The sequence below is a fragment of the Emticicia sp. W12TSBA100-4 genome (assembly GCF_040253585.1).
In the GTDB taxonomy this organism is placed as follows: Bacteria; Bacteroidota; Bacteroidia; order Cytophagales; family Spirosomataceae; genus Emticicia.
In genome coordinates, this window is the sequence record NZ_JBELAU010000001.1 from 1 (window position 1) to 24,821 (window position 24,821).

At 39.2% G+C, this 24,821-nt stretch carries 21 protein-coding genes; 6 read left to right on the plus strand and 15 right to left on the minus strand.

Annotation, left to right across the window (positions count from 1 at the left end):
- Positions 1–1,873 (plus strand): 3-coathanger stack domain-containing protein (locus tag ABR854_RS00005; RefSeq protein WP_350263303.1); only part of this gene is annotated, 1,873 nt, incomplete at its 5' end.
- Between the two features lie 73 nt (positions 1,874–1,946).
- On the opposite strand, the gene ABR854_RS00010 is transcribed toward ABR854_RS00005, so the two are convergent.
- The 9 genes from ABR854_RS00010 to ABR854_RS00050 form a co-directional block, all read right to left on the minus strand.
- Complete coding sequence (locus tag ABR854_RS00010; RefSeq protein WP_350263304.1) at positions 1,947–4,094, minus strand: xanthine dehydrogenase family protein molybdopterin-binding subunit; 2,148 nt, start codon at positions 4,092–4,094, stop codon at positions 1,947–1,949.
- 86 nt (positions 4,095–4,180) lie between these two features.
- Positions 4,181–4,645, minus strand: a complete 465-nt coding sequence (locus ABR854_RS00015) for a (2Fe-2S)-binding protein (RefSeq protein ID WP_350263305.1) — start codon at positions 4,643–4,645, stop codon at positions 4,181–4,183.
- A gap of 121 nt (positions 4,646–4,766) precedes the next feature.
- On the minus strand, positions 4,767–7,175 hold the full coding sequence (locus ABR854_RS00020; protein WP_350263306.1) for a penicillin acylase family protein: 2,409 nt from the start codon (positions 7,173–7,175) through the stop codon (positions 4,767–4,769).
- A gap of 141 nt (positions 7,176–7,316) precedes the next feature.
- Positions 7,317–8,009: a response regulator transcription factor gene (locus ABR854_RS00025; protein ID WP_350263307.1), complete on the minus strand. Its 693-nt coding sequence runs from the start codon at positions 8,007–8,009 to the stop codon at positions 7,317–7,319.
- A 269-nt stretch (positions 8,010–8,278) separates the two neighbouring features.
- Positions 8,279–9,973: a sodium:solute symporter family protein gene (locus ABR854_RS00030; RefSeq protein WP_350263308.1), complete on the minus strand. Its 1,695-nt coding sequence runs from the start codon at positions 9,971–9,973 to the stop codon at positions 8,279–8,281.
- Positions 9,970–10,119, minus strand: coding sequence for a hypothetical protein (locus tag ABR854_RS00035; protein WP_350263309.1), 150 nt, complete (start codon positions 10,117–10,119; stop codon positions 9,970–9,972). The genes ABR854_RS00030 and ABR854_RS00035 overlap by 4 nt, the downstream gene beginning before the upstream one ends.
- A gap of 31 nt (positions 10,120–10,150) precedes the next feature.
- Complete coding sequence (gene porW, locus ABR854_RS00040; RefSeq protein WP_350263310.1) at positions 10,151–12,331, minus strand: type IX secretion system periplasmic lipoprotein PorW/SprE; 2,181 nt, start codon at positions 12,329–12,331, stop codon at positions 10,151–10,153.
- Between the two features lie 210 nt (positions 12,332–12,541).
- Positions 12,542–13,297 carry a patatin-like phospholipase family protein gene (locus tag ABR854_RS00045; protein WP_350263311.1) on the minus strand — a complete coding sequence of 252 codons (756 nt, stop codon included), beginning with the start codon at positions 13,295–13,297 and terminating at the stop codon, positions 12,542–12,544.
- Positions 13,298–13,394: 97 nt separating this feature from the next.
- Complete coding sequence (locus ABR854_RS00050) at positions 13,395–14,228, minus strand: MBL fold metallo-hydrolase (RefSeq protein ID WP_350263711.1); 834 nt, start codon at positions 14,226–14,228, stop codon at positions 13,395–13,397.
- 128 nt (positions 14,229–14,356) lie between these two features.
- Here ABR854_RS00050 and ABR854_RS00055 point away from each other — a divergent pair, with 128 nt between their 5' ends.
- From ABR854_RS00055 to ABR854_RS00075, 5 genes are all read left to right on the plus strand, one after another.
- Positions 14,357–15,733, plus strand: coding sequence for a HAMP domain-containing sensor histidine kinase (locus ABR854_RS00055; protein ID WP_350263312.1), 1,377 nt, complete (start codon positions 14,357–14,359; stop codon positions 15,731–15,733).
- An 80-nt stretch (positions 15,734–15,813) separates the two neighbouring features.
- Positions 15,814–19,353, plus strand: a complete 3,540-nt coding sequence (locus tag ABR854_RS00060) for a DUF7948 domain-containing protein (protein WP_350263313.1) — start codon at positions 15,814–15,816, stop codon at positions 19,351–19,353.
- Positions 19,354–19,364: 11 nt separating this feature from the next.
- The gene (locus ABR854_RS00065) at positions 19,365–19,958 is read left to right on the plus strand and encodes a TlpA family protein disulfide reductase (protein WP_350263314.1); all 594 of its coding nucleotides are present in this window, start codon (positions 19,365–19,367) and stop codon (positions 19,956–19,958) included.
- Positions 19,959–19,989: 31 nt separating this feature from the next.
- Positions 19,990–20,445 carry a DUF4920 domain-containing protein gene (locus ABR854_RS00070; RefSeq protein WP_350263315.1) on the plus strand — a complete coding sequence of 152 codons (456 nt, stop codon included), beginning with the start codon at positions 19,990–19,992 and terminating at the stop codon, positions 20,443–20,445.
- Positions 20,446–20,621: 176 nt separating this feature from the next.
- Positions 20,622–21,902: a metal-dependent hydrolase family protein gene (locus tag ABR854_RS00075; protein ID WP_350263316.1), complete on the plus strand. Its 1,281-nt coding sequence runs from the start codon at positions 20,622–20,624 to the stop codon at positions 21,900–21,902.
- A 122-nt stretch (positions 21,903–22,024) separates the two neighbouring features.
- Here the strand turns inward: ABR854_RS00075 and ABR854_RS00080 are convergent, their stop codons facing one another.
- The 6 genes from ABR854_RS00080 to ABR854_RS00105 all read right to left on the minus strand — a co-directional run bounded on the left by ABR854_RS00080 (position 22,025) and on the right by ABR854_RS00105 (position 24,811).
- On the minus strand, positions 22,025–22,732 hold the full coding sequence (locus ABR854_RS00080) for an SDR family oxidoreductase (RefSeq protein WP_350263317.1): 708 nt from the start codon (positions 22,730–22,732) through the stop codon (positions 22,025–22,027).
- 97 nt (positions 22,733–22,829) lie between these two features.
- Positions 22,830–23,042, minus strand: a complete 213-nt coding sequence (locus ABR854_RS00085; RefSeq protein WP_350263318.1) for a DUF3820 family protein — start codon at positions 23,040–23,042, stop codon at positions 22,830–22,832.
- 11 nt (positions 23,043–23,053) lie between these two features.
- On the minus strand, positions 23,054–23,347 hold the full coding sequence (locus ABR854_RS00090; protein ID WP_350263319.1) for a type II toxin-antitoxin system RelE/ParE family toxin: 294 nt from the start codon (positions 23,345–23,347) through the stop codon (positions 23,054–23,056).
- Positions 23,344–23,592 (minus strand): hypothetical protein, encoded by a 249-nt coding sequence (locus ABR854_RS00095; RefSeq protein ID WP_350263320.1) that lies wholly within the window; start codon positions 23,590–23,592, stop codon positions 23,344–23,346. The genes ABR854_RS00090 and ABR854_RS00095 overlap by 4 nt, the downstream gene beginning before the upstream one ends.
- A 69-nt stretch (positions 23,593–23,661) precedes the next feature.
- Entirely contained in the window at positions 23,662–24,048 is a 387-nt protein-coding gene (locus ABR854_RS00100; protein WP_350263321.1) for a DUF3037 domain-containing protein, read from the minus strand.
- Complete coding sequence (locus ABR854_RS00105; protein WP_350263322.1) at positions 24,026–24,811, minus strand: HipA family kinase; 786 nt, start codon at positions 24,809–24,811, stop codon at positions 24,026–24,028. Before ABR854_RS00105 ends, ABR854_RS00100 begins: the two co-directional genes overlap by 23 nt.
- Between the last annotated feature and the right edge of the window lie 10 nt (positions 24,812–24,821).

The window sequence follows — 24,821 nt, forward strand, 5'->3', positions numbered from 1 at the left end:
TTCAATATCAGCTAAATGTGTACAGAATGGTTGTGAATCAGACCCAAGTTCAGCAACGAATTTAGAAATCAAAGCTAAACCAAGTGTTCCGACCATTACGCCACCAAGTCAATTAGTGGTTTGTTCACCAACAAGTTTGACTTTAACGGCAACTTGTGCAAGTGGAAATGTTGTTTGGTCAAATAATTCAACTGGCACAAGTTTGACACTTAATTCAGTCGGAACATATTCAATATCAGCTAAATGTGTACTGAATGGGTGTGAATCAGATGCAAGTTCGGCAACGAACTTGGAGATAAAAGCCAAACCAAGCGTGCCGACTATCATGCCACCGAGCCAATTAGTGGTTTGTTCTCCAAGTAATTTGACATTAACGGCAACTTGCCAAACTGGTAATGTAGTCTGGTCAACGGGAGCAACGAGTACAAGTTTGATTTTAAATACAGTTGGAACATACTCAATTTCAGCAAAATGTACACTAAACGGGTGTGATTCTGACCAAAGTTCGGTAACGAATTTGGAAATCAAAGCCAAACCAAGCGTGCCAACCATCACGCCACCGAGTCAGTTGGTCGTTTGTTCGCCAAGCACGCTCGAATTAACAGCAAGTTGCCAAACTGGTAATGTAGTCTGGTCAACGGGAGCAACGAGTACAAGTTTGATTTTAAATACAGTTGGAACATACTCAATTTCAGCAAAATGTACCTTAAACGGCTGCGATTCAGACCAAAGTTCAGCAACGAATTTAGAAATCAAAGCATTGCCAAATGTTTCGGCAACAAATACTGGTCCTTACACTGTCGGACAAAGTATTAGTTTAGTCGGAAGTGGGGGTGGAACTTATAGTTGGACTGGTCCAAATAATTTTAGTAGTTCTCTAAGCACACCAACCATCTCAAATGCTCTTTCTGTCAATGGTGGAGTTTATACTTTGACTGTGGTTGGAGCTAATGGTTGTTCGGTAGCGGCAACCACAAATGTTGTGGTCAGTGGCGTTGACCCGTGCGACCCAAGTCGAATCGTAGATTATTTGTATGTGAAAGCTGGAAACCCACACCAGCCATTATTCAACTTGACTGATGGAATGGTAATTAATCAAATTCCAGAGCAGGTTTCGATTTTAGTGTCACCATCCTTATGTCCGTCGGTGACAATCGAAAGTTTTGAGATGAACATTCAAGGGCCAGAATTGAATTGGAATATTCTCCAAAATGTGACACCCAATGCTTTGTTCGATAATTTTGGTTCAGATATTTGGGGACGTAATTTCAAGTCAGGTAGTTATACTTTGACCGTAACAGGCTACGCCCAAGACAACAAAGGAGGAGGAATTACTTATGGACCAAAAATTATCCGATTCATAGTAGTGGGTAATTTAACAACTATAAATGCTCCAACACTTTCTAAAAATACTATTTGTGCAGGTAGCTCGGTTGATGTGAGTTTTAATACTTCTGGAACGTTTAATAGTAGTAATGAATTCCGAGTAGAATTGTCTGATTCATCGGGTAGTTTTGCAAGTCCAGTTTTGATAGGAACGACCAACGGAATTGGTACTTTGAGTTGCTTGATACCACAAAATACGCTCGAAGGTGTTAAATATTTGATACGAGTATCGTCATCGAATCAAGTAGTGGTGAGTAATCCAGCGATAAGTCAAGTTGCGATTCACCCTTACAGTCATCATTTGGTCAATCCAGCAAATAATTTAACTGGCACAAAAACTAAGAAGGCAGTAACGAACATTAATGCGAGTAACAAGGTGACATCACCAGCCAGCGTGACTTATCAAGCAGGGAAGTCGATTGTGCTGGCCCCTGGTTTTGAATCGGGGTCGGTTTTCAAAGCCGAGATTCAAAGTTGTGAGAATTAAGGTTTTGGTTGTATGAAAAAGCCGAATCAGTTTTTATGCTGATTCGGCTTTTTTATAAATTTAACTTCATTTATTAAGATACACTCTCAAACAACTTTTGGTCTTCTTCGATAAAAGGTTGATTGCGTAAACGCTTACCAGTTGCTTTAAAAATCGCATTGGCAACCGAACCACCAGTAGGAGGGAGAGCTGGCTCACCTAAACCAGTCGGGTCGATGCCATTATTGACGAAACTTACTTCTATGGCAGGAATTTCATTCATTTTTATCAATCTGAAAGCATTGAAATTCTTTTGGTCAGGTGCACCATCTTTGAAAGTTAAGTTTCCGTACATGGCGTGACCGATTCCGTCAACAATTCCGCCCATTACCTGATTTCTTGCTCCACTTTGATTGACTACTATTCCACAATCAACGGCTGCGTAAATTTTTTGTAAAACTGGTTTACCTTTCTTCATCACTACTTCTGCCACTTGAGCAACATAAGATGCGTGCGAGAAATAAACACTGAAACCAAGGCTTACACCTTTCTTCTTTTTACCCCAACCTGATTTTTCAGCGGCCAATTCAATGACAGCTTTCATACGGTCAATGTTGTATTTTATCTCACCAGTAGGTGCAGTTTTGGCTTTTTCCAATAATTCAAGTCGGAATTGTACGGCATCTTTACCTGCGGCCGTAGCTACTTCATCCAAAAACGATTGTTCGGCAAATGCCAAGAAATTGGTGATTGGAGCACGCCAAGGCCCAGTTGTAATGGGCGATTTATGCTCGGCCGAATCAATCAATAGATTTGAAACTGCTCCCGCTGGGAAATTATCCTGACGAGTTGAATTTCCTGCATTTAGACCTGCACCACGAAGGGTATAGCCAATCATATTGCCTTGTTTATCGAGAGCGGCACGGAAACGATAACGAACGGCAGGGCGATAACTACCTCCGCTCATATCATCTTCACGAGTCCATATTACTTTTACGGGTGCTTTGATGATGCTCGAAAGTTCGGCAGCTTCCAAAACATAATCCGTACCCAAACGACGACCGAATCCTCCACCCATTTTTGTCAATTCAACCGTTACTTTGTCGGCTGGAATATTGAGCAATTTAGCAGTTTGATTCTGAGCGTTTTGTGGGGTCTGCGTTGGACCAACTAATTCTACGCCATCTTCACGCACGTGAGCAAAGAAATTCATAGGCTCCATCGGGTTATGCGGCAAAAATGGGCATTGATATTCAGCTTCTACGATTTTTGCTGCATCTTTGAAAGCAGTTTCTACATCCCCATCTTTTCTACGTACTTCAGCCTTTCCATCGAGTAATTCTTTAAAGATTCTATTATGGTCGTCGCTGCTTTCGAGGTTAGCTGCTTTCTCCCATTCGATTTTAACTAAATCTCGGGCTTTTTTTACTTCCCAAGTCGATTTTCCTACGATAGCTACTTTATCTTTAAATGAAACCACTTCAATACCACTTGCTGAAGCCTTCGCAGCAGAAGCATCGAATGATTTTAGTTTCATTCCAAAGGCAGGCGGACGCTGGATCATGGCGAATTTCATGCCTTCACGATAAAAATCGAGTCCAAAAAGTGGTTTTCCAGTTAAAAGTGCCTGATTATCAACGCCTTTTACTGTTGAGCCAATGAGTTTGAAATCTTTTTTATCTTTCAATTTTACATCAGTTGGCGGCGTGAGTTTGGCTGCTTCTGTCGCCAATTCGCCATAACCCAACTTTTTGCCTGATGCTGTATGAATCACAAAACTTTTTTCGGTCGAACATTCACTTGCCGAAACTCCCCAACGTTTAGCGGCCGCTTCAACCAACATTTGGCGTGCTGTTGCACCTGCTTTGCGGAGGCGTTGCCATGAATGAGGAATCGAACCACTACCACCAGCTACTTGGCGTTCAAATTTCTTGGTGTCGAGTGGAGCTTGTACGACTTTTACATTTGCCCAATCAACATCTAATTCTTCGGCCACGATAATCGGGAAAGCAGTTTTAATACCTTGTCCGATTTCAGGATTTGGTGAAAAAATCGTTACGATTCCATCAGTTTGAATAGATAAAAAGGCATTAAAGGCTGTATTGCCTGCTTCGCTTGCTATCCCTTCTACAACTTTGGCTGCCGAAGCCTCTTGTCCAAACCAATTGAAACCCAATATTAAGCCACCAGCACTCAGTGCGGTTGACTTTAAAAAATCTCGTCGGCTATTATTTTTTGTCATTATAGTATCTGTTTGATAATTTAGATAGTTAATTGATAAGTGCTTTAATATTGGTTATTCTATCAATCACTCATTCAATCATTGAACTATTTTTGCATTTGTGTTGCCGCCAGCTGAACCGCTTCTTTGATTCGGTGGTAAGTACCGCAACGGCAAATATTTCCTGACATCGCCGCTTCAATTTCTTCCAAACTTGGTTTTGCATTCTTTTTCAAGAAAGCTGCCGCTGTCATCATTTGCCCAGTCTGACAGTAGCCACATTGTGGTACGTCGATGGCATCCCAAGCTTTTTGTACTGGGTGGTCGCCTTTTTCAGAAAGTCCTTCAATCGTAGTGATTGTTGCATCAGCAACCGCTGAAACAGGTAATACACATGATCGAGTAGCTTCGCCATTGATATGCACCGTGCAAGCTCCGCACTGAGCCATTCCGCAACCGTACTTTGTGCCTACAAGTCCGAGATTATCACGCAAGACCCATAATAATGGTGTATCGGGCGATGCTTCGGTTTTGAGGGTTTGACCGTTGATTTTGAGGTTATAATTTGCCATTATCGAAATGTTTATTGAATGTCTGAATCTATAACTAAAATTATATAAAATGTTCTTAAAAAACATCGAAAATTGCAATTTTTTGCACTTATTTTCGACCAAAATTGAATATTTAGCGATTTTAAGGCTTCAATACCAACTTTCCAGTTTTTACCTTTTCAATCTCTGCACGATTCATCAGTTCGGGGCGAGAACCTCCCTGCACAAACATTTCAGCTTGGTCGTCGTAGTGTTTGCTTAAAAAGTGTCCCGATTGACCAGTTGGTAGTACGCTTCTACCATGTTCGACATCGGCAAAATCAACAATTCTGCGTAAAGCTGGGCCATAAGTAACTTTATAAGTTCCGCTCGAATCGACCGAAAAATCAAGGTTATTGATGGTTTCTCGGCCACCTGGTGCTGGAAGTGGCCCAACACTGAAATATTTTCCTACAACTGGCAAAATACCGAGTGGATGATTGTGCGTAAGCGTATGTACTTTTTCCCACTTCCACGCAGTCATGTCATTGCCGAGTTGTTTTTCGAGACTTGCCAGTGCTTCATTCAGCGATGTTGTCAGGATTTCTTTGCGAGTTTCTTTGTTTTTTGTCGAAACATTATCCCACCAAGGCGAAGCATCGTTTCGCATCAATGTTGCCATATTTCGCTTAAAATTACCGTTGTGTTCAAATGCTTTGAAAACTTCGTTGCCCAATTCATCTTTGATGGTATTTACGAAAAAATGATAAAGAAAACGGTAATAAATTGTTGGTTCAATGTCTTCTAAATCGTGCGAACCGTCCCATTGAGCCAATTTTTCTAAACCATTTTTTGCCGAAGGAATCAGCTTGCTTTTATCAATTACTGGTAAAATATCTTTCAAAAGCCCAGTAAATGATGATGATGTAACATCATTGATTACTTTTCTAACGCTTTCTTGTGTCCAATCTTTTTTATCAGTAAACAGAAGTTCTTCGATTCGGCTTGCACGATTCCCTGGAACGTAGTAACCTGGCACCAAGCCATTTCCCATATCGGCTGGCTGGTTGTTTGCGGTGTAAAGTACGCCACGCTTAGGATTTAATATTTGAGGATTCAGAGAAAAATCGTACCAACCTTGTGGGTCGTCGTTGCCAGTTGAGCCATCTAAAATCAACATTGGATTGACATGGGCTGGACGTTTCGGGAGTTTTCCTGCTGCCCACCACGCAATGTTTCCTTCGGTATCGCCCCACATAATATTTAAGCCAGGAGAAGTAAGTTTACTGGCCGCTTTGGCAGCTTCGGTAGCATTTTTGGCGTGGGCCATTTCATAAAACGCTTCCAGATGATAACTCGGAAATTGATTATAAACCCACCATAAAGTAATTGGGTCTTTTTGGTCGGCCATTTTATCGAAACTATCATTCATCAAGATGCCGTGGCGAGAGGTTTTTACCGCAATTTTTACATCGGCCGCATCTTTTACTTTGATTGATTCTTCACGCACTTTCAAATCTTCCCAATGGTCTTTGTACCAAACTTGGTTTGCATTAGCAGGATTTGTTTTTTCACGGAAAAAATCAACGTCGTCATTTTCAAACATCGTCAAACCCCAACCGCCGTATTGCGAATGCCCCAACGCTCCAACGGGAGTGCCTGCTAAGAAATTTCCGTAAAACTTAAAGTTTGGACATTCGAGATGGGCTTCGTACCAAACCGAAGGCTGCGAAAAAGCAATGTGCGTATCGTTCGATAAAATTGGCTTGCCTGATTTGGTCTTCGAGCCAGCAATTACCCAGCCATTTGAACCATGATAAGGCGGAAAAAGTGCATTGGTCTCGATGTTGGTCAGTTGATTGGCCATGTGTGCCAAAGCCGTAGATGAAGCGATATTTTCTTGGGCATTGGTCGGAATTTTTGGCTCGTTGGCAGGCCAACCTGTCATTACATCTTTCCAATATTCTGGGCCGTATTTGTTCTGAATCATCGTCGAAATAGCTTCCGAGCGGAAAGCTTCGGCAAACGTAAAGCCCATGTAACCCATAATTATCTGCATATCAGCCATTTCAAAAGGTGTTTTTTTGATGCCAGCAATCGAAAACTCTGGGGGAGTTTTGCCGTTTTTAATGTATTCGTTTACACCTTTTATGTAAGCCTGTGCAGCTTTTACAAATGGTGCATTAGGGTTTTTCATAAGCACTGAATCAATCGTCCATTGGGCGTGTTTACGAAAACTGAGCGTTCGGAAGAATTTATCAGATGGGAGTGCTTTTTCGCCAAAAAGTTCTGCTAAGCGTCCATCAGCCAAACGGCGGAGTAATTCCATCTGAAAAAGGCGGTCTTGGGCATGAACGTAGCCAAAGGCTTGAAATAAATCGTCTTCGTTTTGGGCATAAATATGCGGAACTCCGTAGTCATCATAAAGCACCTCGACTGGTGCTTTTAGACCTTTGAGTTGTAATTCGCCATCAAGGGTGGGTTTGGTGCTTTGTAGCCAAAAAAAGATTCCGATGCCCGCCACAACGAGCAAAATGAGTAATCCGAGGAGGATTTTCTTTAATACTTTCATCGAACAGTAGTTTTTAGGTTGATTGAGTTGAAATGTAAAAATAAGAAGAAAAAATTGAAGTATTTACAAAAAAATGTGGCACACCTCTTTATCGCAATAATGAGGTGTGCCACATACTACAACACAATTCGGAGAATTGTGCTACTCATCTTTCAAAACATAACCCATACCTGTTTTTGTATGAATAAGTTTTGGGTCAAAATCTTTGTCAATTTTTTTGCGGAGGAAATTGATATATACTTCAATCACATTTAGGCTATTTTCAGCGTTGTTTCCTTCCCAAATCTTCTCAGCAATTTCTGCCTTTGAAACTACTTTCCCTTTATTTCTTATTAAGTATTCGAGCAACGAAAATTCTTTTGGCGTAAGGTCAATATGCTTGCCTTGACGAGTTGCCATTTTGCTTTCAAAATTAATTTCGAGGTCGGCAATGCGGAGAATATTGGCGTTGGTTTCGTTTTCGGCGTAGGCACGTTTCAAGAAAACATTCACCCGAGCAATCAATTCACGGTATTCAAAAGGTTTTACGATATAATCGTCAGCTCCGTGTTCAAAGCCTGTAATTTTATCATCGGTTTCACCCAAAGCCGTAAGCATAATTACAGGCGTTTGACGGTCTTTTTCTCGGATTTTTGCACAAACCTCATACCCATTCATCTGCGGAAGATTCACATCCAACAATATCAAATCGAACTTGCCACTGAGTGCAAAACGTAGTCCAATTTGACCATCGTATGCTACTTCGGTATCAAAATCTTTTTCCGATAAGCCTTTTACAAGGTTTTCGGCCAATCGTTGGTCATCTTCGATGATGAGTATTTTTTTCTTTTCCATATTTTTTAGGATTTAGGTTTCAGACGTTAGCGAATTTACTTATTTCTAACATATATGTTAACCAATAAAATCTATCGTAAAATTAGAACGCAGATGACGCTGATTTTTACTGATTTACACTGATTTTTGGGTGAAAAATTGTTTTTATCAGTAAAAATCAGTCAAATCTGTGTCATCTGCGTTCTATTTTTTACGGTTATAACTTGAATTATATCTAACAGTGAAACCCTATTTTTAATTTCATCGAATTTAATTCTAATTCCTATAATCTAAGCCCTAATGCCTATTTTTTTCTGCCAAGCCCACGCAATGCCAATCACCAAAAAGCAACCAATCGGGTTGAACCAAAGATAGGCAATCCATTCTTTTTTCAGAATTACTTGCGGAATTCCGATGCCGAGAATGATGGCTTGACTGATAACCGCTGCCCAAAAAGTGGCTGTTCCGCCAATATTCTTGAAATAAAATGCCACAAGAAATACTCCCAAAATAATTCCATAAAACAACGAGCCAAGTACATTCACGACTTCAATCATATTGCCGAGTTGATTGGCATATTGTGCCACAAATATACAAAAAAGCCCCCAAATTATGGTCGAAACTTTTGATGCGTTGAGTTCGGCCTTTTCGGAAGGCGTATTTTTTGAGAATTTACGATAAACATCAACTACCGACGTGGCCGCCAACGAATTGTAGGCCGAGGCAATTGAACCCATGGAAGCCGCAAAAATTACCGCAATTAATAGTCCGATAAGTCCATGCGGGAGGTGGTCGAGTACGAATCTGAGAAAGACAAAATCTCGGTCGTTAGTGCTGGCCGAAGGATTGTTTTTCTTGATAAGGTTAACTACTTGTCCTTTCAAACTTTTTGCAACCGAATCGGAGGCGTGTAAACTGCTTTTATAAACTTCAAGTTGCTGATTATCAAGGTTGTCTGAGGAAATCAAAAGCTGTTTTCTTTTCTCCGAAACTTCATTGTATTGTTTTTCAATCGCTGCAAATTCGGGAGCGTATTGGCTTGTACGGAGCTTATCGGTTTCTACTTTATTGAAAAAAACAGGCGAAGCATTGTATTGATAAAATACAAAAACCAAAACCCCGACCAACAAAATCAAGAACTGCATCGGTATTTTCAGCAAGCCATTCATCACCAAACCCAAACGACTTTGTGTGATAGATTCGCCCGTCAGATAACGCCCTACTTGCGACTGGTCTGTACCAAAGTAAGAAAGCTGCAAAAAGAAACCACCAATAAGCCCCGACCACAGATTGTAGCGGTCTTTAGGGTTAAAATCAAAACTTACGACATTCGTATGGTTGGCTTTTCCTGCAATTTTCAGAGCTTTTACGAGTCCAATGTTTTCTGGGAGCATCATCACCACAATTACACCAGCCAGCACCATTGCCACCGTAATGACAATCATTTGTTGAAGGTGCGTATAAGAAATAGCTTTTGTTCCACCAACAACCGTATAAGTCAACACCATTCCGCCCATCAAAATATTTGTCCAGAAAATATCCCAGCCAAAAATCGTTGAGAGAATAATTGAAGGTGCATAAATAGAAATTCCCGTAGAAAGCCCACGTTGAATTAAGAATAGAAACGCTGTGAAAACTCGTACTTTTCCATCGAAACGTTTTTCGAGGTATTCGTAGGCGGTATAAACTTTTAATCGGTGAAAAATCGGTATAAAAGTCACACACAAAACTATCATGGCCAGCGGAAGCCCAAAGTAGAATTGTACAAAACGCATACCATCATCAAAGCCTTGTCCAGTTGTAGAAAGAAACGTGATGGCACTGGCTTGAGTTGCCATTACTGAAAGGCCAACGTGGTACCACGGAAGTGATTGATTACCAAGTAAATAGCCATCAATGTTTTTGTCTTTATGGTTTTTATAAACACCATAAACGATGATAAAAAGTAGGGTAAATGTAAGTAAGGTCCAGTCGAGGTTTGTCATGCAAAGTATAGAGTAAAGGCATAGAAAAGTACAATAGAAGCTACCAATGAGATAATGACTAAGGCATAAACATTATTCCAAGTTTTTAGAAACGGGGGAGCTTCACCCGAAGCTTCAGTGTTTGGTTTTACTTCTTTACTTTTCATCTATTTTGGGTTGTTATAGTTCGTGCTAAAGCTATTGTTTTTTATCAAAAACTGCCATTAATTCTTTTGCTCGGGTCATTAGTCCACTTGAAGGATACCCTTGAATGAACTCGTTGAGTGCCTGTTTGTAGGCATCTTTTTGTTCTAACTTAGCAAACAAGAAAATGCGTAGCATGGCAAATTTATCTTCGATACTCGTACCTGTGTAAGTGATTAGTCCATCTTCAGCGAGTTTCATGGCCGAATTGTAGCTTTCATTAACGTATAAATTAAATGCTTGTGAATAAACCACATTGGCTTTCGATTCGGTATCGCTCGTAATTTCTACTTTTCCTCTCAAAAGCTGTCGAGCATAAGTGGATGCAGGGAATTTTTCAATTAATGTTTTGCGGTACGGGCTTGTGGCCTGATTTTCAGACAATAAAGTAAGCAAATACAAAACCTCAACCTCGTGTACTGTATTTGGAAATTTATTGAGTAGCGTCAAGAAAGTTTCGGTAGCGTTTTGTGGCTCGTTGAACTGAAACTTATAAATTTTTCCAAGCTGATAAAGTGCTTCTTCTTGCTTACGTTTCGAGCCAACAAGTTTTTCGGGCGTGGTCGGAATTTTCTCGTAAAACTCTTTTTTCTTTCCTTCCAAAGCCAATGCCTCTTTTTCTTCTTGTTGTTTTTTAATTTCTTCCGCCGAGACATTTGGTGCTTGTTTGGTCGGTTCTTGACCAACTACACCTCGCTCAACTTTGAAACTAATCGAACCTGCTTCTTTGTCTTTTCTTCGCCAATTATCATCTAAAGGTCGGCTGCCCCATATTTGCTGAAAATCGCTTTTGTTGGAAGCCATCACGAGCGGGTCGTATAAAGCCCAACGCTTAAATTCGGGGTCTTTGTCAGAAAGTCGGTCAACTGGAAGGCTGTTTTGTGAAACAATTTTTTGTGCCAACTCCTGCATTTTTTTGTCATCCTCTTCCTTTTGTTTGATGATGCGTTCAAGGGCTTTATCGAGTGCCGCAGGATTCATGGCTGCCAAACGTTGAAGACTATCTTCTACAATTAAAACTTTCTGATATTTCACAAAATCGCCCAACGAAATAGCTCTCTTAGCAATTCGTTCGTAGTCGGTTGAAGTTTTTGGAAGGGCAGTAAGCGTACTATCGTAGTACATACTGGCCACATCGTATTTGTTTAAATGATTGTAATAAAGTTCGGCCAGTTCTAAATACGTATAAGCATCTTGGGTGCTATTCCCTTTTGAGCTACGGAGCGAAGAGTTAAAATATTCGATGGCTTTCGGGTAGTTCTGTTTTTTCATTTCCAGACTTCCCATCGTAAAATAAATCTTGTCTTTAAGGTCAGAGTTTTTTCTATCGACCAGCATTTTCTTGAAATTTTCTTGAACTCCTGCCGTACTTCCTCGTTGCGAAGCGGCGGCATCAAGCAAAGTATTCATGCGGGCATAAAACTCCATATCGTAGTTCGGACGATTTTTGGCAACTGCGGCAAAATGAGGCATTGCTTTATCGGGCTGCCCAATCATGTCAAACATTTGTCCAACTGCAAAATGTACACGAGCCGTTTGTTCGCCTCTTGGCATTAATTTTAGAGCTTCTTCACCAATAGCGGCCGATACTGCAAATTCTTCCCGACGTTGGTGCAAGTAGGCTTTTACCAAATAAAAATCTCGGGTGTTTTCTTTGTTTAAATCGAGCGTACGAAGCACATCAGAAACTTTGAGAGCTGTATCGTAATCTTTTTCTTCGGTGTATGCACGCATCAACCAAACCAGTGCGGCGTGTTTATCTTCTTCGTTGCTTTCGGTTGAGTTGATGTATTTGAAAATTTCTATGGAATTTAAGAAATCTTCTTTCAAAAGGCGGGCTTTTCCGAGTAAAATATAAGCTTCTCCTAAATATTTTGAATTGGAATGACGCTCAGCAATCAAAGAAGTTTTTTCGATGACCTCTTTTAAATTGGTTGCAACTGCTTGACTCTTGGTTGAATCAATCGGCACGAAGATGGTCATCAACGAACTGTAATTTTCTACTCGTTTATCAAACAGGTCTTTTTCTGCCTGTTTCATGTTGTCACGGGCAATAATGAGCGAGTTGAAACGGGCATTGGTGTTGTGCCATGCCTTACTTGTGGGAGCATTGCTAAACTGCGAACAAGAGGCAGTTAGCAACGAAAATGCTATCAGTATATATAGTTTTTGCACTTAGATATTCAAGTTGATGATAGATACCTTTGTTTTCAACGGTTTTCTGAATAAAAAATTGTCTAATTTCATGCCAAAGTAAGTAGTTCTGAGTGTAGAGTTTTGAGTTCTGAGTTGTTTTTCGTTGAATAAAACCTGATAATAACTTTAAAATTAGATTAGTTTTGATACAATAATAATTCAGAACTCTACACCGCACGGGCAGCCCCGTCAGACCTCTCGAAGTTTTCCTTCGGCAGCACGAATGGCGTGTTCGTAACCAAGTTGATAGATTTCTTTGGCTTTTGCCATACTTAGCCCATTATAATTATAAATTTCGGTGGGTTCGATGGCAATATCACAACGTTCAAGTTTTGCTCCTGATGTGCTTCTGATGGCCAGATAAAGGCTCTTTGTGAGAATATCTTTGGCCGAATTGATGGGCATATTGTTGCTTACAGGCGTAACGTTTACACCAATAATTAAGTCACAAATGCCTTCGAGTTGTTCAATTGGTAAATTATTTGTTACGCCACCATCAACCAAAACTCGGTCTTGAAACTTTATTGGCTCAAAAATACCAGGAATACTGCACGAAGCCACCACTGGTTTTATCAGTTCTCCTTCGCTGAAATAGACCGCTTCGCCTTTTTCAATATCCGTTGCACACACAACGAGCGGAATTTTGAGTTTTTCAAACGAATTATGCGGAATATACTTCAAGAAAATCTCTTCTACTTTTTCCATTTTGAACAGGCCAAAACGATTGAAAGCAAATTTGATAGAATTCATTATTCCCAATGATTGGATGGTTTCAAAGATAAAATCGGGTGAATATCCTGCTGCCGTGAATGCTCCTACGAGTGAGCCTGCACTTGTGCCTGCAATCATTGTGGGTTTTATACCCAGTTCTTCGAGTGCTTTTAATGCTCCTAAATGAGCAAATCCTCGACTTCCTCCGCCTGATAATGCTATTCCTATTTTCATTTTCTAATTTTGAATGAGTGAATGAGCGAATGTGTGAATATTTTTTGCGTTACCTTCAACTCTGTGTCTTTGCTACTTTGTGCCTCTGTGCCTTTTTCTAAACTTTCTCAAAATCGGCAACTCGGTAGCCTTTTTCGGTTAGTTGAATGGTGGCGGCTTCGTGCGTTGGGTCGTGGTCGAAAATGATTGTCCAATTTCCTTCCACGGCTTGCTTCAATAACGCTTCTTTTTCGGACATTGTTTGGAGTGGACGCACATCGTAGCCCATCACATAAGGCACAGGAATGTGTGCGTGCGATGGAATCGTGTCGGCAATGTATAAATACGTTTTCTCGCCAACGCTTATTTTAGGCATAATCATTTTTTCGGTGTGACCATCAGCATAAAGTAACTCAATGTTCTCTCCGAAAGGCTTTTCTATTTTATCCGTAAACTTCAACGCTCCCGTTTCTTGCATCGGCATGATGTTTTCTTTCAAAAACGTTGCTTTTTCTCTTGGATTTGGCTTCGTCGCTGCTTCCCAATGTTCTGAATGAGTCCAATAATTAGCATTTGGAAAAACTAACTCAAGTTTATCTTTGGCAGTATTCCATTTTATGCTTCCGCCACAATGGTCGAAATGTAAATGCGTGCTGAGTACGTCTGTTACTTCGTTGGGGGAATAACCCGCTTTTTTGATAGAATTTATCAAGTCACCTTCTCCATGACGAAAATAAAAACCTTGCCAACGAACATCCTGTTTATCGCCCATGCCACTATCTACCAAAATGAGTTGCTTACCTGTATCAATCAGCAAGCAACGCATCGCCCAACTGCAAAGATTATTTTCATCGGCGGGCATTTGTTTGTTCCAGATTGTTTTTGGTACAACCCCAAACATCGCTCCACCGTCTAATTTAAAATGCCCAGCATCAATTACATGAATTTGCATATATTTTGCTAATTGTTTCTTAAATTTGTTTTGAGTCTGACCCGATTCAAATTTACTCATAATTACGTTTTTAACAAAACCGTATTCGTCACAGCCTAATATAGGTCAGACCTGCGGTACAGACCTTTATGCAAATACGTACTAAAATAGCAATTCAGTTTACGATAATCATTGCGGCTATCTTGATTATTTTTTCGTTGGCTATTTACTATACCTCAGAAAATTTTCGGAAACAAGAATTTTATAATCGTTTGACCGACCGAGCTGTTTTGACGGCTGGCCTTTTGAAAGAATTAAAGATTACAGAAAAAGATAAAAAGAAACTTCGTGAATCTAATAAGATTTTTTTGACTAAGCTCAATGCAGAAAAAGTTTTGATGTTTAATGAAAAAAATGAACTGGTTTATGCCAGTTATGAAGCCGATTCTTTTTTGTTTAGTCCAGATTTTTTGAATCAAGTACGTAAACAAAGATACGTAGAAACCAGTGACTGGGAAAACCAAGCGATTGGCAAAATGTATGAAGATGAAGAGAAAAAAACGTATGTTGTTGTGGCATCGGCGAGTGATAAATATGGGCAAGATAAACTCAAAAATATCAGAGACACGCTCGTGATTAGCTTCATTATTGGCATTTTATTGACGGTCTTTTTGGGCGTCATTTTTGCGGGACAATCGCTCAAACCAATTGCTGATATTAATCAGGAAATTACGAATATTACGGCCTATAACCTCAAACAAAAACTCAATACGGGCAATAATAAAGATGAAATTGCTCAATTGGCCATTAATTTTAATCAAATGCTGGAGCGTTTGGAGCGTTCGTTTGAGTTGCAGAAAAGTTTTGTGTCGAATGCCTCGCACGAATTGCGGACACCGTTGGCGGCTATTAAATCGGAAATACAAATTGCACTTGAAAATGACCGAACAACAGACGAATATAAAACAATTTTACGTTCTTTATTGACTGATAATCAGCGACTTATTCAGCTGACAAATGGGCTTTTGCAATTGGCTAAATCTGAGAATAGAGATAATAGTTTGGTAATGAAGCCTACTCGTTTAGACGAGCTTTTGTTTAAAGCCCAAGAAGAAGTACTAAATCAGAATAATGAATATAAAATCTTGATTGATTTTGATGAGATTCCTGATGATGACGAGTGGGTAAGTGCCAACGGAAATGAGGCTTTGTTACTCACAGTTTTCACCAATTTACTCGAAAATGCCTGTAAATATTCGCCTGACCATCAAGCTGAGGCAAAGATAAAATTTAATAATAAGCATTGTATTGTAACCGTAAAAGACAACGGAATTGGTATTCCTGCGAGCGAATTGAGCAAGATTTTTGAGCCATTTTATCGCACGCCAAACGCCTCGAAATATCGTGGACACGGCATTGGTTTATCGGTTTGTCGAAGAATCATTGATATGCACCAAGGCAAAATTGATGTAGTAAGTGAAGAGGGAAAAGGTAGTACATTTAAAGTGACTTTGCCACATTTATAAGTTGTAGAGCAAGTCTCTGACTTGCTTCATTGATAGTTGAATTAGAATATTGCTGACAAAACTGTGAATCTAAGAATTAAATGAAATATCTATACTTTATCATTTTTGCTTTTTCTTCAATAGTCTCTTTGGCTGCTCCCAAACCTTCGGTGAAATTTATCCGAAACGAAGGCCAATGGGATGCTACTATTCGTTTTCGAGCAGACATTCCTGGAGGATATTTATTGGTAAAAAACTCAGGTCTTCAATATGTTTTTTATGATACGCAAGCATTGGCGGCCATTCACGCAGGAAATTTAGACCCAAAATCTGGTCGAAAATCAATCGGAGCAATTAAGGCACACGCCTACGAAATGACTTTTGCAGAAGCTAACCCAACGCCAAAAATCGAAGCAATTTCTCCAACAACTGCCACTTACAATTACTTTATCGGCAATGACCCCACCAAATGGAAAGCCAATGTAGCGGCTTTCGACGAAATTTATCTCCGAGATATTTATCCTGATATTGATTTTAAGTTATACAGTTTCGACCAATCGCTTAAATACGAGTACATTGCTAAACCCAGTGCTAATGTTTCCAAAATTAAGATGAAATATGAAGGTTTAGAAGGAATCAGCATTGAAAACGGACAGCTTCAATACAAAACCTCGGTCAATGTTGTGAAAGAATTTGAGCCATATTCGTTTCAGACTCGTAATGGCAAAACGGTAGATATAAAATCAAATTTTCGAGTCAATAACAATGAAGTACGTTTTGAGTTTCCCGAAAACTATGATGCTTCTCAACCACTCGTTATCGACCCCGAATTAGTTTTTTCTACCTATTCTGGCTCAAAATCAGATAATTGGGCCCAAACTGCCACTTATGATGCCGATGGAAATCTGTTTGCAGGAGGTTCGGTTTTTGGCCTTGATTTTCCAGTTACAAATGGTGCTTTTCAAGTAAAAGGAAGCCCAACAACTGCATCAAGTGCCGAAAGTATCGCAGGCTATGGTATTACTGACATCGTGATTATGAAATTTAGTGCCGATGGCTCAACGCTACTTTATTCGACCTATTTAGGCGGAAATGCCTCCGATGTTCCTCATAGTTTGGTTGCTAATTCAAAAGGTGAGTTGGTGATTTTCGGTACAACATCTTCTAACGATTTTCCGATTGGGAGGTCTTCTTATCAAAAAACGTTTGCAGGTGGCAGTCTGATTGGTATCTACTCATCTTTTTCTGCACCTGACCAAGACCCAAATTTTACAGGTATTGGTTTTGAAAGAGGAACAGATATTTTCGTAACTGTTTTGAGTGTTGATGGCAAAAGTTTGGTGGGAAGTACATACGTAGGTGGAAAAGCCAACGATGGTTTTAATGATACACGAGCCTTAAATATCAAAAATTATGGTGACGAATTTAGGGGTGAAGTAGTGGTCGATAAAGATGACAATATTTATTTTGCGTCTATCACAGCCTCGACTGATTTTCCGCTTGTAAAACAATCGCAAGGAGTAAAAGGAGCGGGTTTTGATGGTGTAGTTTGTAAATTGAATAGAACTTGCTCAGAATTACTTTGGAGTACGTATTTGGGTGGAAATAATTTCGATGCAGCCTACGGAATAAAAGTGACTGATGCAGGAAAAGTCTATGTTTCGGGACAAACTTTTAGTGCAAATTTGGCCGTAAAAGACGGAGCATACAGCAAAACTTATGGCGGTAGTGGTGATGGTTTTATCGCAAAGTTTAGTGCAGATGGTGCGATAGAGCAGCTCACATACGTAGGCACAACGGAAGCTGATGTAAATTTCTTTCTGGAAACAGATAAAGAAGAAAATGTTTACGTATTTGGCTTAACACAAGGTGATTATCCCGTTTCGAGAGATGTTTACCGCAATGCCAAAAGCGGTCAGTTTGTTCATTGTTTTGATAAAAATTTGAGTAAAAGTATTTTTTCAACCGTAGTAGGAACTGGTCGAGGAATTGGTAAAATCGACATCGTGCCGACTGCTTTTTTGGTCAATGATTGTGGAAATATTTATCTTTCGGGTTGGGGCGGAAAAGTAAATGCATCAGTAGGGCGAAACCTCAACCGAAATAGCACGACAACGGGCTTACCAGTGACTTCCGATGCTTTTCAAGCGACAACCACAGGAAGCAATTATTATTTTATGATTCTCGAAAAAGGAGCAAAATCTTTGCTTTATGCCACATTTTTCGGAGCATCAGCCCCACCAACGCCCGAAGGGGAAGTCGGCGACCACCTCGATGGCGGCACCTGTCGATTCGATAAAAATGGCATTATTTATCATACAGCTTGCTCGTGTTTGCCACGTCAAGGTCAGTCGGTGGCAACTTTTCCAGTAAAAAATGCCTATCAGCCACGCCACCAAAGCACTAATTGTAATATGGCGGCTTTCAAGTTTAGTATTGATGCCCTAAAAGCAGATTTTGAGATAAAAAATGAATCAAATCGAGTTGTTACTGAAGTTTGTAGCCCAGCCAGAATCAATTTTAATAATCTGAGTGTTGGAGCAAAAACGTATGAGTGGGAATTTAATGGAAATGTAGTTTCTCGTTTGAAAGATGTAGTTTTTAATTTCACAAACCCAGGCGAATACACCGTAAAACTCCGAATTTTCAATAAAATCACTTGCCGAACTACTGATTCGACGGTTAAGAAGATTTTGGTGAAAGGTTTCATTGCTAAAGCTGGTCGAGATACTTTGGTTTGTCCCGATTCGCCTGTGCAACTTTTGGCCGAAGGTGGCGATAAATTTACATGGTCGCCCGTAACCGACTTGAGTAGTTCTACTATCGCCAACCCAATTGCCAAACCAAAAGCTACCACAAAATATACGGTTTTGATAGAAAAAGATGGCTGTGCAGTATCGAAAGATGTAACAATTAAGGTGGAAGACAATAAAATTGATTTTCAAGCAAGCGGAGGAAAAGAAATTTGTGCAGGGCAAAGTGTTACGCTCACCGCATTGGGAAATGCCACAAAATTTACGTGGTCGGGCATAGGGATGAAAGATACAGTTGCGACTCAAATTATTGTAAAGCCTTCACAGACAAGTACTTATACGGTCAAAGGTGAATATCCCGATGGTTGTAAACCTACACGAACAACCACAGTTGTAGTCGATAATTCATTCAAACCTGATTTTGATTATGCCATTACCCAAGATTGCGACAAGCCTTATCAACTTATTTTTACCAATAAATCGACCAACGCAAGAAGCTACGTTTGGGATTTGGGTAATCGAGATTCGTTGAGAGTGGCTGTTCCCGAAAATTATCGTTTTCAGCAAGGCGGAACTTATGCCGTAACTTTGAAAGCCTATAACGCTATCGGTTGCGAACTTTCGACCACAAAAAATATTGACATCCCAGAAAACGATGGGAAAGTTCCGAACGTTATTACACCAAATAATGATGGAAAAAATGATAACTTTGCAACAGGATTTAAAAATGCAACGCTCGACATTTATAATCGTTATGGAAAATTGATTTTTAACTCCAAAAACTACCAAAACGATTGGGGAAATGGCATTGCATCAGGGACTTATTATTTTGTACTGACCACTCCAACTGGCAACGAATGTAAAGGCTGGGTGACGGTGGTCGATTAAACTTTAATATTATGAAAATCCACAACATTTTATTTTTGAGCTTACTTCTGGTTACAAATGTTTCATTCGCTCAGACACCTCAACAAAAAATTACGATTTCAACTATAAAATCTGGACAAAACCCACTATTAACCATTGGAGACCAAGAGTTTAGAGAAAAGTTTAAAAATAAATCATTACCTGAGTTTTCTCTTTCAGATATTAATGGGAAACTGATATCAAGTAAAGACTTATTAGGCAAAAAAATACACATCAATTTTTGGAGTGTTACCTGTAAATATTGTATTCAAGAGTTTCCCGAATTGGATAGTTTAAAAAAGAAATACGGCAATGAATTTATTTACGTTTCATTTGCTCCCGAAAGCACCGAAAAGGTAAAAGAAGTTATTAAAAAACATCCCCTCAGTTATGTAATAATTGCCGATGCTAAGAAATTCTATGAAGATTTAGGTATAGATGGTTATCCAAAAAACTTCTTTGTAGAAAGAAATGGTATTATTAAATTTGTGACAGATGGCTCATCATTAAAATGGAATAGTAAAACCAAAGAATCGGAATCAAATAATTATAAATATTATGATGAGCTTATGTCTCAATTAAATTAGTTTTAAAATCAACAATTATATACAATCAACAATGAAAAAACTCATCACACTTTTCGCAATTATTTTCGCAGTAAACATTTCATTCGGCCAAAAATATGATAGTTTTGGCGAAAAAATCAAACCAAGCGGAGCAATTCCAACCGCAGAATTAGCCAAAAAGGCTGCTGAAAAAGGCACAGTAGATGCCAAAGTAACTGGTGTAGTGGAATCAGTTTGCCAAGTAAAAGGCTGTTGGATGAAAGTAAAAATGGACGATGGACAAACCATGCGTGTAACCTTTAAAGATTATGGATTCTTTGTACCGAAAGATATTGCAGGAAAAACCATCGTTTTTGAAGGAAATGCTAAAACTAAAACTACTTCGGTTGAAGAACTTCGTCACTACGCCGAAGATGCTGGTAAGAGTAAAGACGAAATCGCAAAAATCACTGAACCTAAAACCGAACTGGCGTTTGAAGCAAATGGTGTTTTAGTGCCTAAGAACTAATTTTCTGAAAAATATAGTTCAAATATTGAGGTCTTCCCATGAAAGGAAGACCTTTTTTATTGAATGCCTTTAAGAAAAGTCATTTTAGTAATTTTTCGTAGCAAATTTTTTAAAAAACTACTATTTTTAGACACGCATTAAAATGTCTAATTTCTTCCTAAACTAACAACATCTAAATGAAAAAAACTTACCTATTTGTCCTTTCTCTTGGCTTGTCGGTTTCTACCTTTGCCCAACGCACGCTCATTCATTGCGGTACTTTGATTGATGGAATAAGTAATTCTCCAAAATCTCAAATGACAATTATTGTTGAGAAAAACCGCATCACTGACGTGCAAAGTGGCTATACAGCAGCACAAGCAAGTGATAAAGTGGTTGATATGAAAACAAAAACTGTTACGCCAGGTTGGATTGATATGCACGTTCATATCGAAAGTGAGACCAGTAAAGACCAGTACATCAAACGCATGAGTTATGGCATGGCAGATATCGCTTTTGAAGCTCAAAAACACGCTAATACCACATTAATGGCTGGTTTTACAACTGTTCGTGACTTAGGTGGAATAGGAGTAAATATTTCACTGCGAAATGCTATCAATAAAGGCTTGGTGATTGGACCGAGAATTTTTACTTCAGGAAAAACAATTGCTACAACTGGTGGACACGGCGACCCGACCAATGGTATTAGTTCTAAATTCACGGTGCCAGATGATGTAACTGATGGAGTTGTGGATAGCCCCGAAGAAGGACGTCAGGCCGTACGTCAACGTTATAAAGATGGGGCAGATTGTATTAAAATTACAGCAACAGGAGGTGTTTTGAGTGTTGCAAAAAATGGAAAAGGCCCCCAGTTTACCGAAAGCGAGATTGAAGCTATTGTTTCAACTGCCAAAGATTACGGATTTATCGTAGCGGCTCACGCACATGGAGCGGAAGGTATGAAACGTGCCATTCGTTCTGGTGTGACAACTATCGAACATGGAACTCTTATGGACGATGAAGCTATTGAATTATTTAAAAAATATGGCACTTATTATGTACCAACAATAATAGCAGGAAAATCAACCTTAGATTCGGTGAAAATTCCAGGGTATTATCACCCATTGATCGTACCTAAGATTTTGGAAACAAGCAAACAATCGGCCATTACTTTTGCAAAAGCTTATAAAGCAGGTGTAAAAGTTGCGTTTGGAACGGATGCGGGAGTTTTTGCTCACGGCTATAATGCCAAAGAATTTATGTATATGGTTGAGGGGGGAATGCCAATGATGGAGGCAATAAAGTCGGCAACAATCGTAAATGCTGGAATTTTGGGTATGAAAGATGAATTGGGTTCAATCGAAAAAGGTAAACTGGCTGATATTGTAGCCATTGATGGAGACCCATTACAAGATGCAAAGGCCATGATGAACGTGGTGCTTGTAATGAAAGAGGGTAAAATTTATAAGCAGAAATAATGACAAGTAAAGCAAAAAAGGTTTCTTTAGAGTTAAAGAAACCTTTTTTGTAAATTTATATGAAAGTTTAAATTTGAAAATAAACTAACCAGTAACCATTTTTCCAATAACCAATTTCCACTTTACTTCGGCATCGTCGGGCGAACCTCAACCTTACTCGGTAAGGTACGAGCAGGCATTTTAATTAAATCCGAAACAATTTGTCCAATATCTTCGGGCTGAATTTTCCACGCATCTTTTTCACTTGGTTCGTGATTATTGAAATGCGTAGCCACCGAACCAGGCATAATCGTAGAAACTTTGATGCCCTCATTTCTCAAATCAAGCATAATTGCTTGCGTAAAACCAACCAATCCAAATTTACTGGCATTATAGCCACTTGCACTTGCAAAGAAGTTTGTACCAGCCAAACTTGCTATACTAATAAAGTATCCTTTTGTCGCTTTCAGAGCTTCTAAAGAGGCTTTGATGCTGTAAAAAACACCAGTTAGATTAATATCAATCATTTCATGCCATTGCTCAGCAGAAAGTGTTTGAATAGGAGCGAAGTGTCCAACGCCAGCATTCGCAATAAAATAATCGAGTCTTCCCCAAGTATTTATAATTTCATTTACAGCATTTTGTTGAGAATCAAAACTTCTAACATCTGATTCAATGCCGATGGCGTAACCTGCTTTTATTTTGTTCAATTCTGCGGCGGCTTCATCGGCTGCTGCTTTTGAGCGGCTTGTGATGGCTACTTTTATGCCATCTTTTATCAGTACTTCTGCTACACCGTAGCCAATTCCTTTTGATCCTCCCGTAATGAGTGCTGTTTTTATTTCTGACATATTTTTATTTTTAGTCGATGGTCGATAGACAACAAGTCCACAGTAAAAACAACAAAGAGTTTTGCTAAATAATTTCTTTTGGAGAATAAAGATTTATCTATTTTTGGCGGAGTGGTTTCAGAAGATATTCCAATCCATTAACTTTAATTTCGTACATCGTAGCCAACAACATTCCAAGTTTTCCATCAGGAAAACCTTTGTTTTGATACCAAATTAAGTAATATTCGGGTAAATCACAGATTAATCGACCTTTGTATTTACCAAAAGGCATTTGTATTTTTACTAAATCTTGAAGTATTTGGGAGTTCATAGGATAATGATTTAATAAGCGAAATCACTCCTATTATCAATAAAAGCAACGATTTCAATCTGATTATTATTGATTCTGTAAACCAGCGAGTTATGTTTAGTGATAACGCATTTATGATAGTTTTTAACCACTTTTGAAGGAGGACAAAGTTGGTCGAAGTATTGCAGATTGTCAATTAGTTTTTTTACTTTTTCATCAAGATTGATAGCAATTTCGGAAGGATAATTGTCCAGTAAATACCTTAAAAGTTCAGCATAAGTATCTTTTGCCAATGCCGACCAATAAATATCTTTTGCTTGATTCATTTTCGCTTCAACAATTTATCAATCTCAATTCGCACTTCATCATTAGAAAATTTCAAGCCATTGTCTAATTGTTGCGTACCAATTTCAACCTTATTTTTTTGTTCGGTTGTTAGCGAATGCCACCAATCATCTTTGTTTTTTAGTTCTGTAAAATACTCTTTTACACGAAATAGTACTTCTTCGTCATTGGTATTTGTTACCAATGTATGAAGGTCATTTTTTAGTTCAAGTGTATTGAGTTCCATACAATTAATGTTTTCTATTGCTAATTTAGAAATCTTATTATTGAATAACAACTTTATTTTCCAATTATTTTAGCAAAGAACCAATGCTTCAAAAAGGCATTCAAGCGTTTGTAAGGCATCGGTAGAATAACCTGGATGAGTTTTTGAAGTCTGAACAATCGTACTTCGAGTGGCAGTAAGCCAGCGAAAACGTGAAGCAATTGGTAACATGCCTATTGGGCCACCATCTTTTCCGCCGATGCAAATCTTTTCCCAAGTTTGTAGGTATTTTTCTAAATCTTCAAAGTCGAGTTCTGCACCGAAAGCACTGAGGCGTTGTTTATTGAGAATATATTTTGCCTGTAAAAAACCTTGTTTTTTGCAATAGAGAATAATGCCAACGTTTAGAAATTCTTCACGCTCAACTTTTGGCACAACCCTAATTACGGCATACTCATATAGTTGATTTTCTTGCATTTTCTATCTCTTTTATTACAGAATCTATCATTTTTACTCGTGTTTCGATGAACTGAGCATAAACTTGGCGGCGTTCGTCGGGCGAATCAAGCACCGAATAATCGCTCAACCATTCATCAGGAATCAAGTTTACAACATCGCCGATGAGCTTGGGTGTGAGTGTTGCACAGAATTCTTCAACAACAGCCTCAATCTCAGTCGCTTGTGCCAAAAGAACATGGTCTTTGATGGCCAAAAATGCTCTGTTAGATTGCTCTTCCCAGTTTTCCCAAGAATGATGAAAATAGAGCGAAGCACCGTGATCAATCAACCATAATTCTTTGTGCCACATCAACATATTTGTATTGCGTGGTGTGCGGTCAACGTTGGTCAGAATGTAGTCGAGCAATACAATTTTTGAGGCAATTTTGGGTTCAACGGTCTTGACTATTGGGTCGTAAGTAATTGAGCCAGAAAGATAATGTACGCCTAAATTTAGTCCAACACTCGCTTGCAATAAATCTTGGATTTCTTCGTCAGGTTCGGTTTTACTGAAAGAATCATCGAGCGTAGCAAAGACAATTTCGGGCATTTTTAAACCTAAAGCACGAGCCAGTTCGCCCCCAATCAATTCGGCAATCAGTGCTTTTACACCTTGTCCTGCCCCACGAAATTTGAGTACATATAAAAAACCATCATCAGCCTCAACAATGGCAGGCAACGAACCACCTTCTCGCAAAGGTGTTACGTATCGAGTAATATTTACTGTTCGGAGGTTTTGCATGGAAATTTTG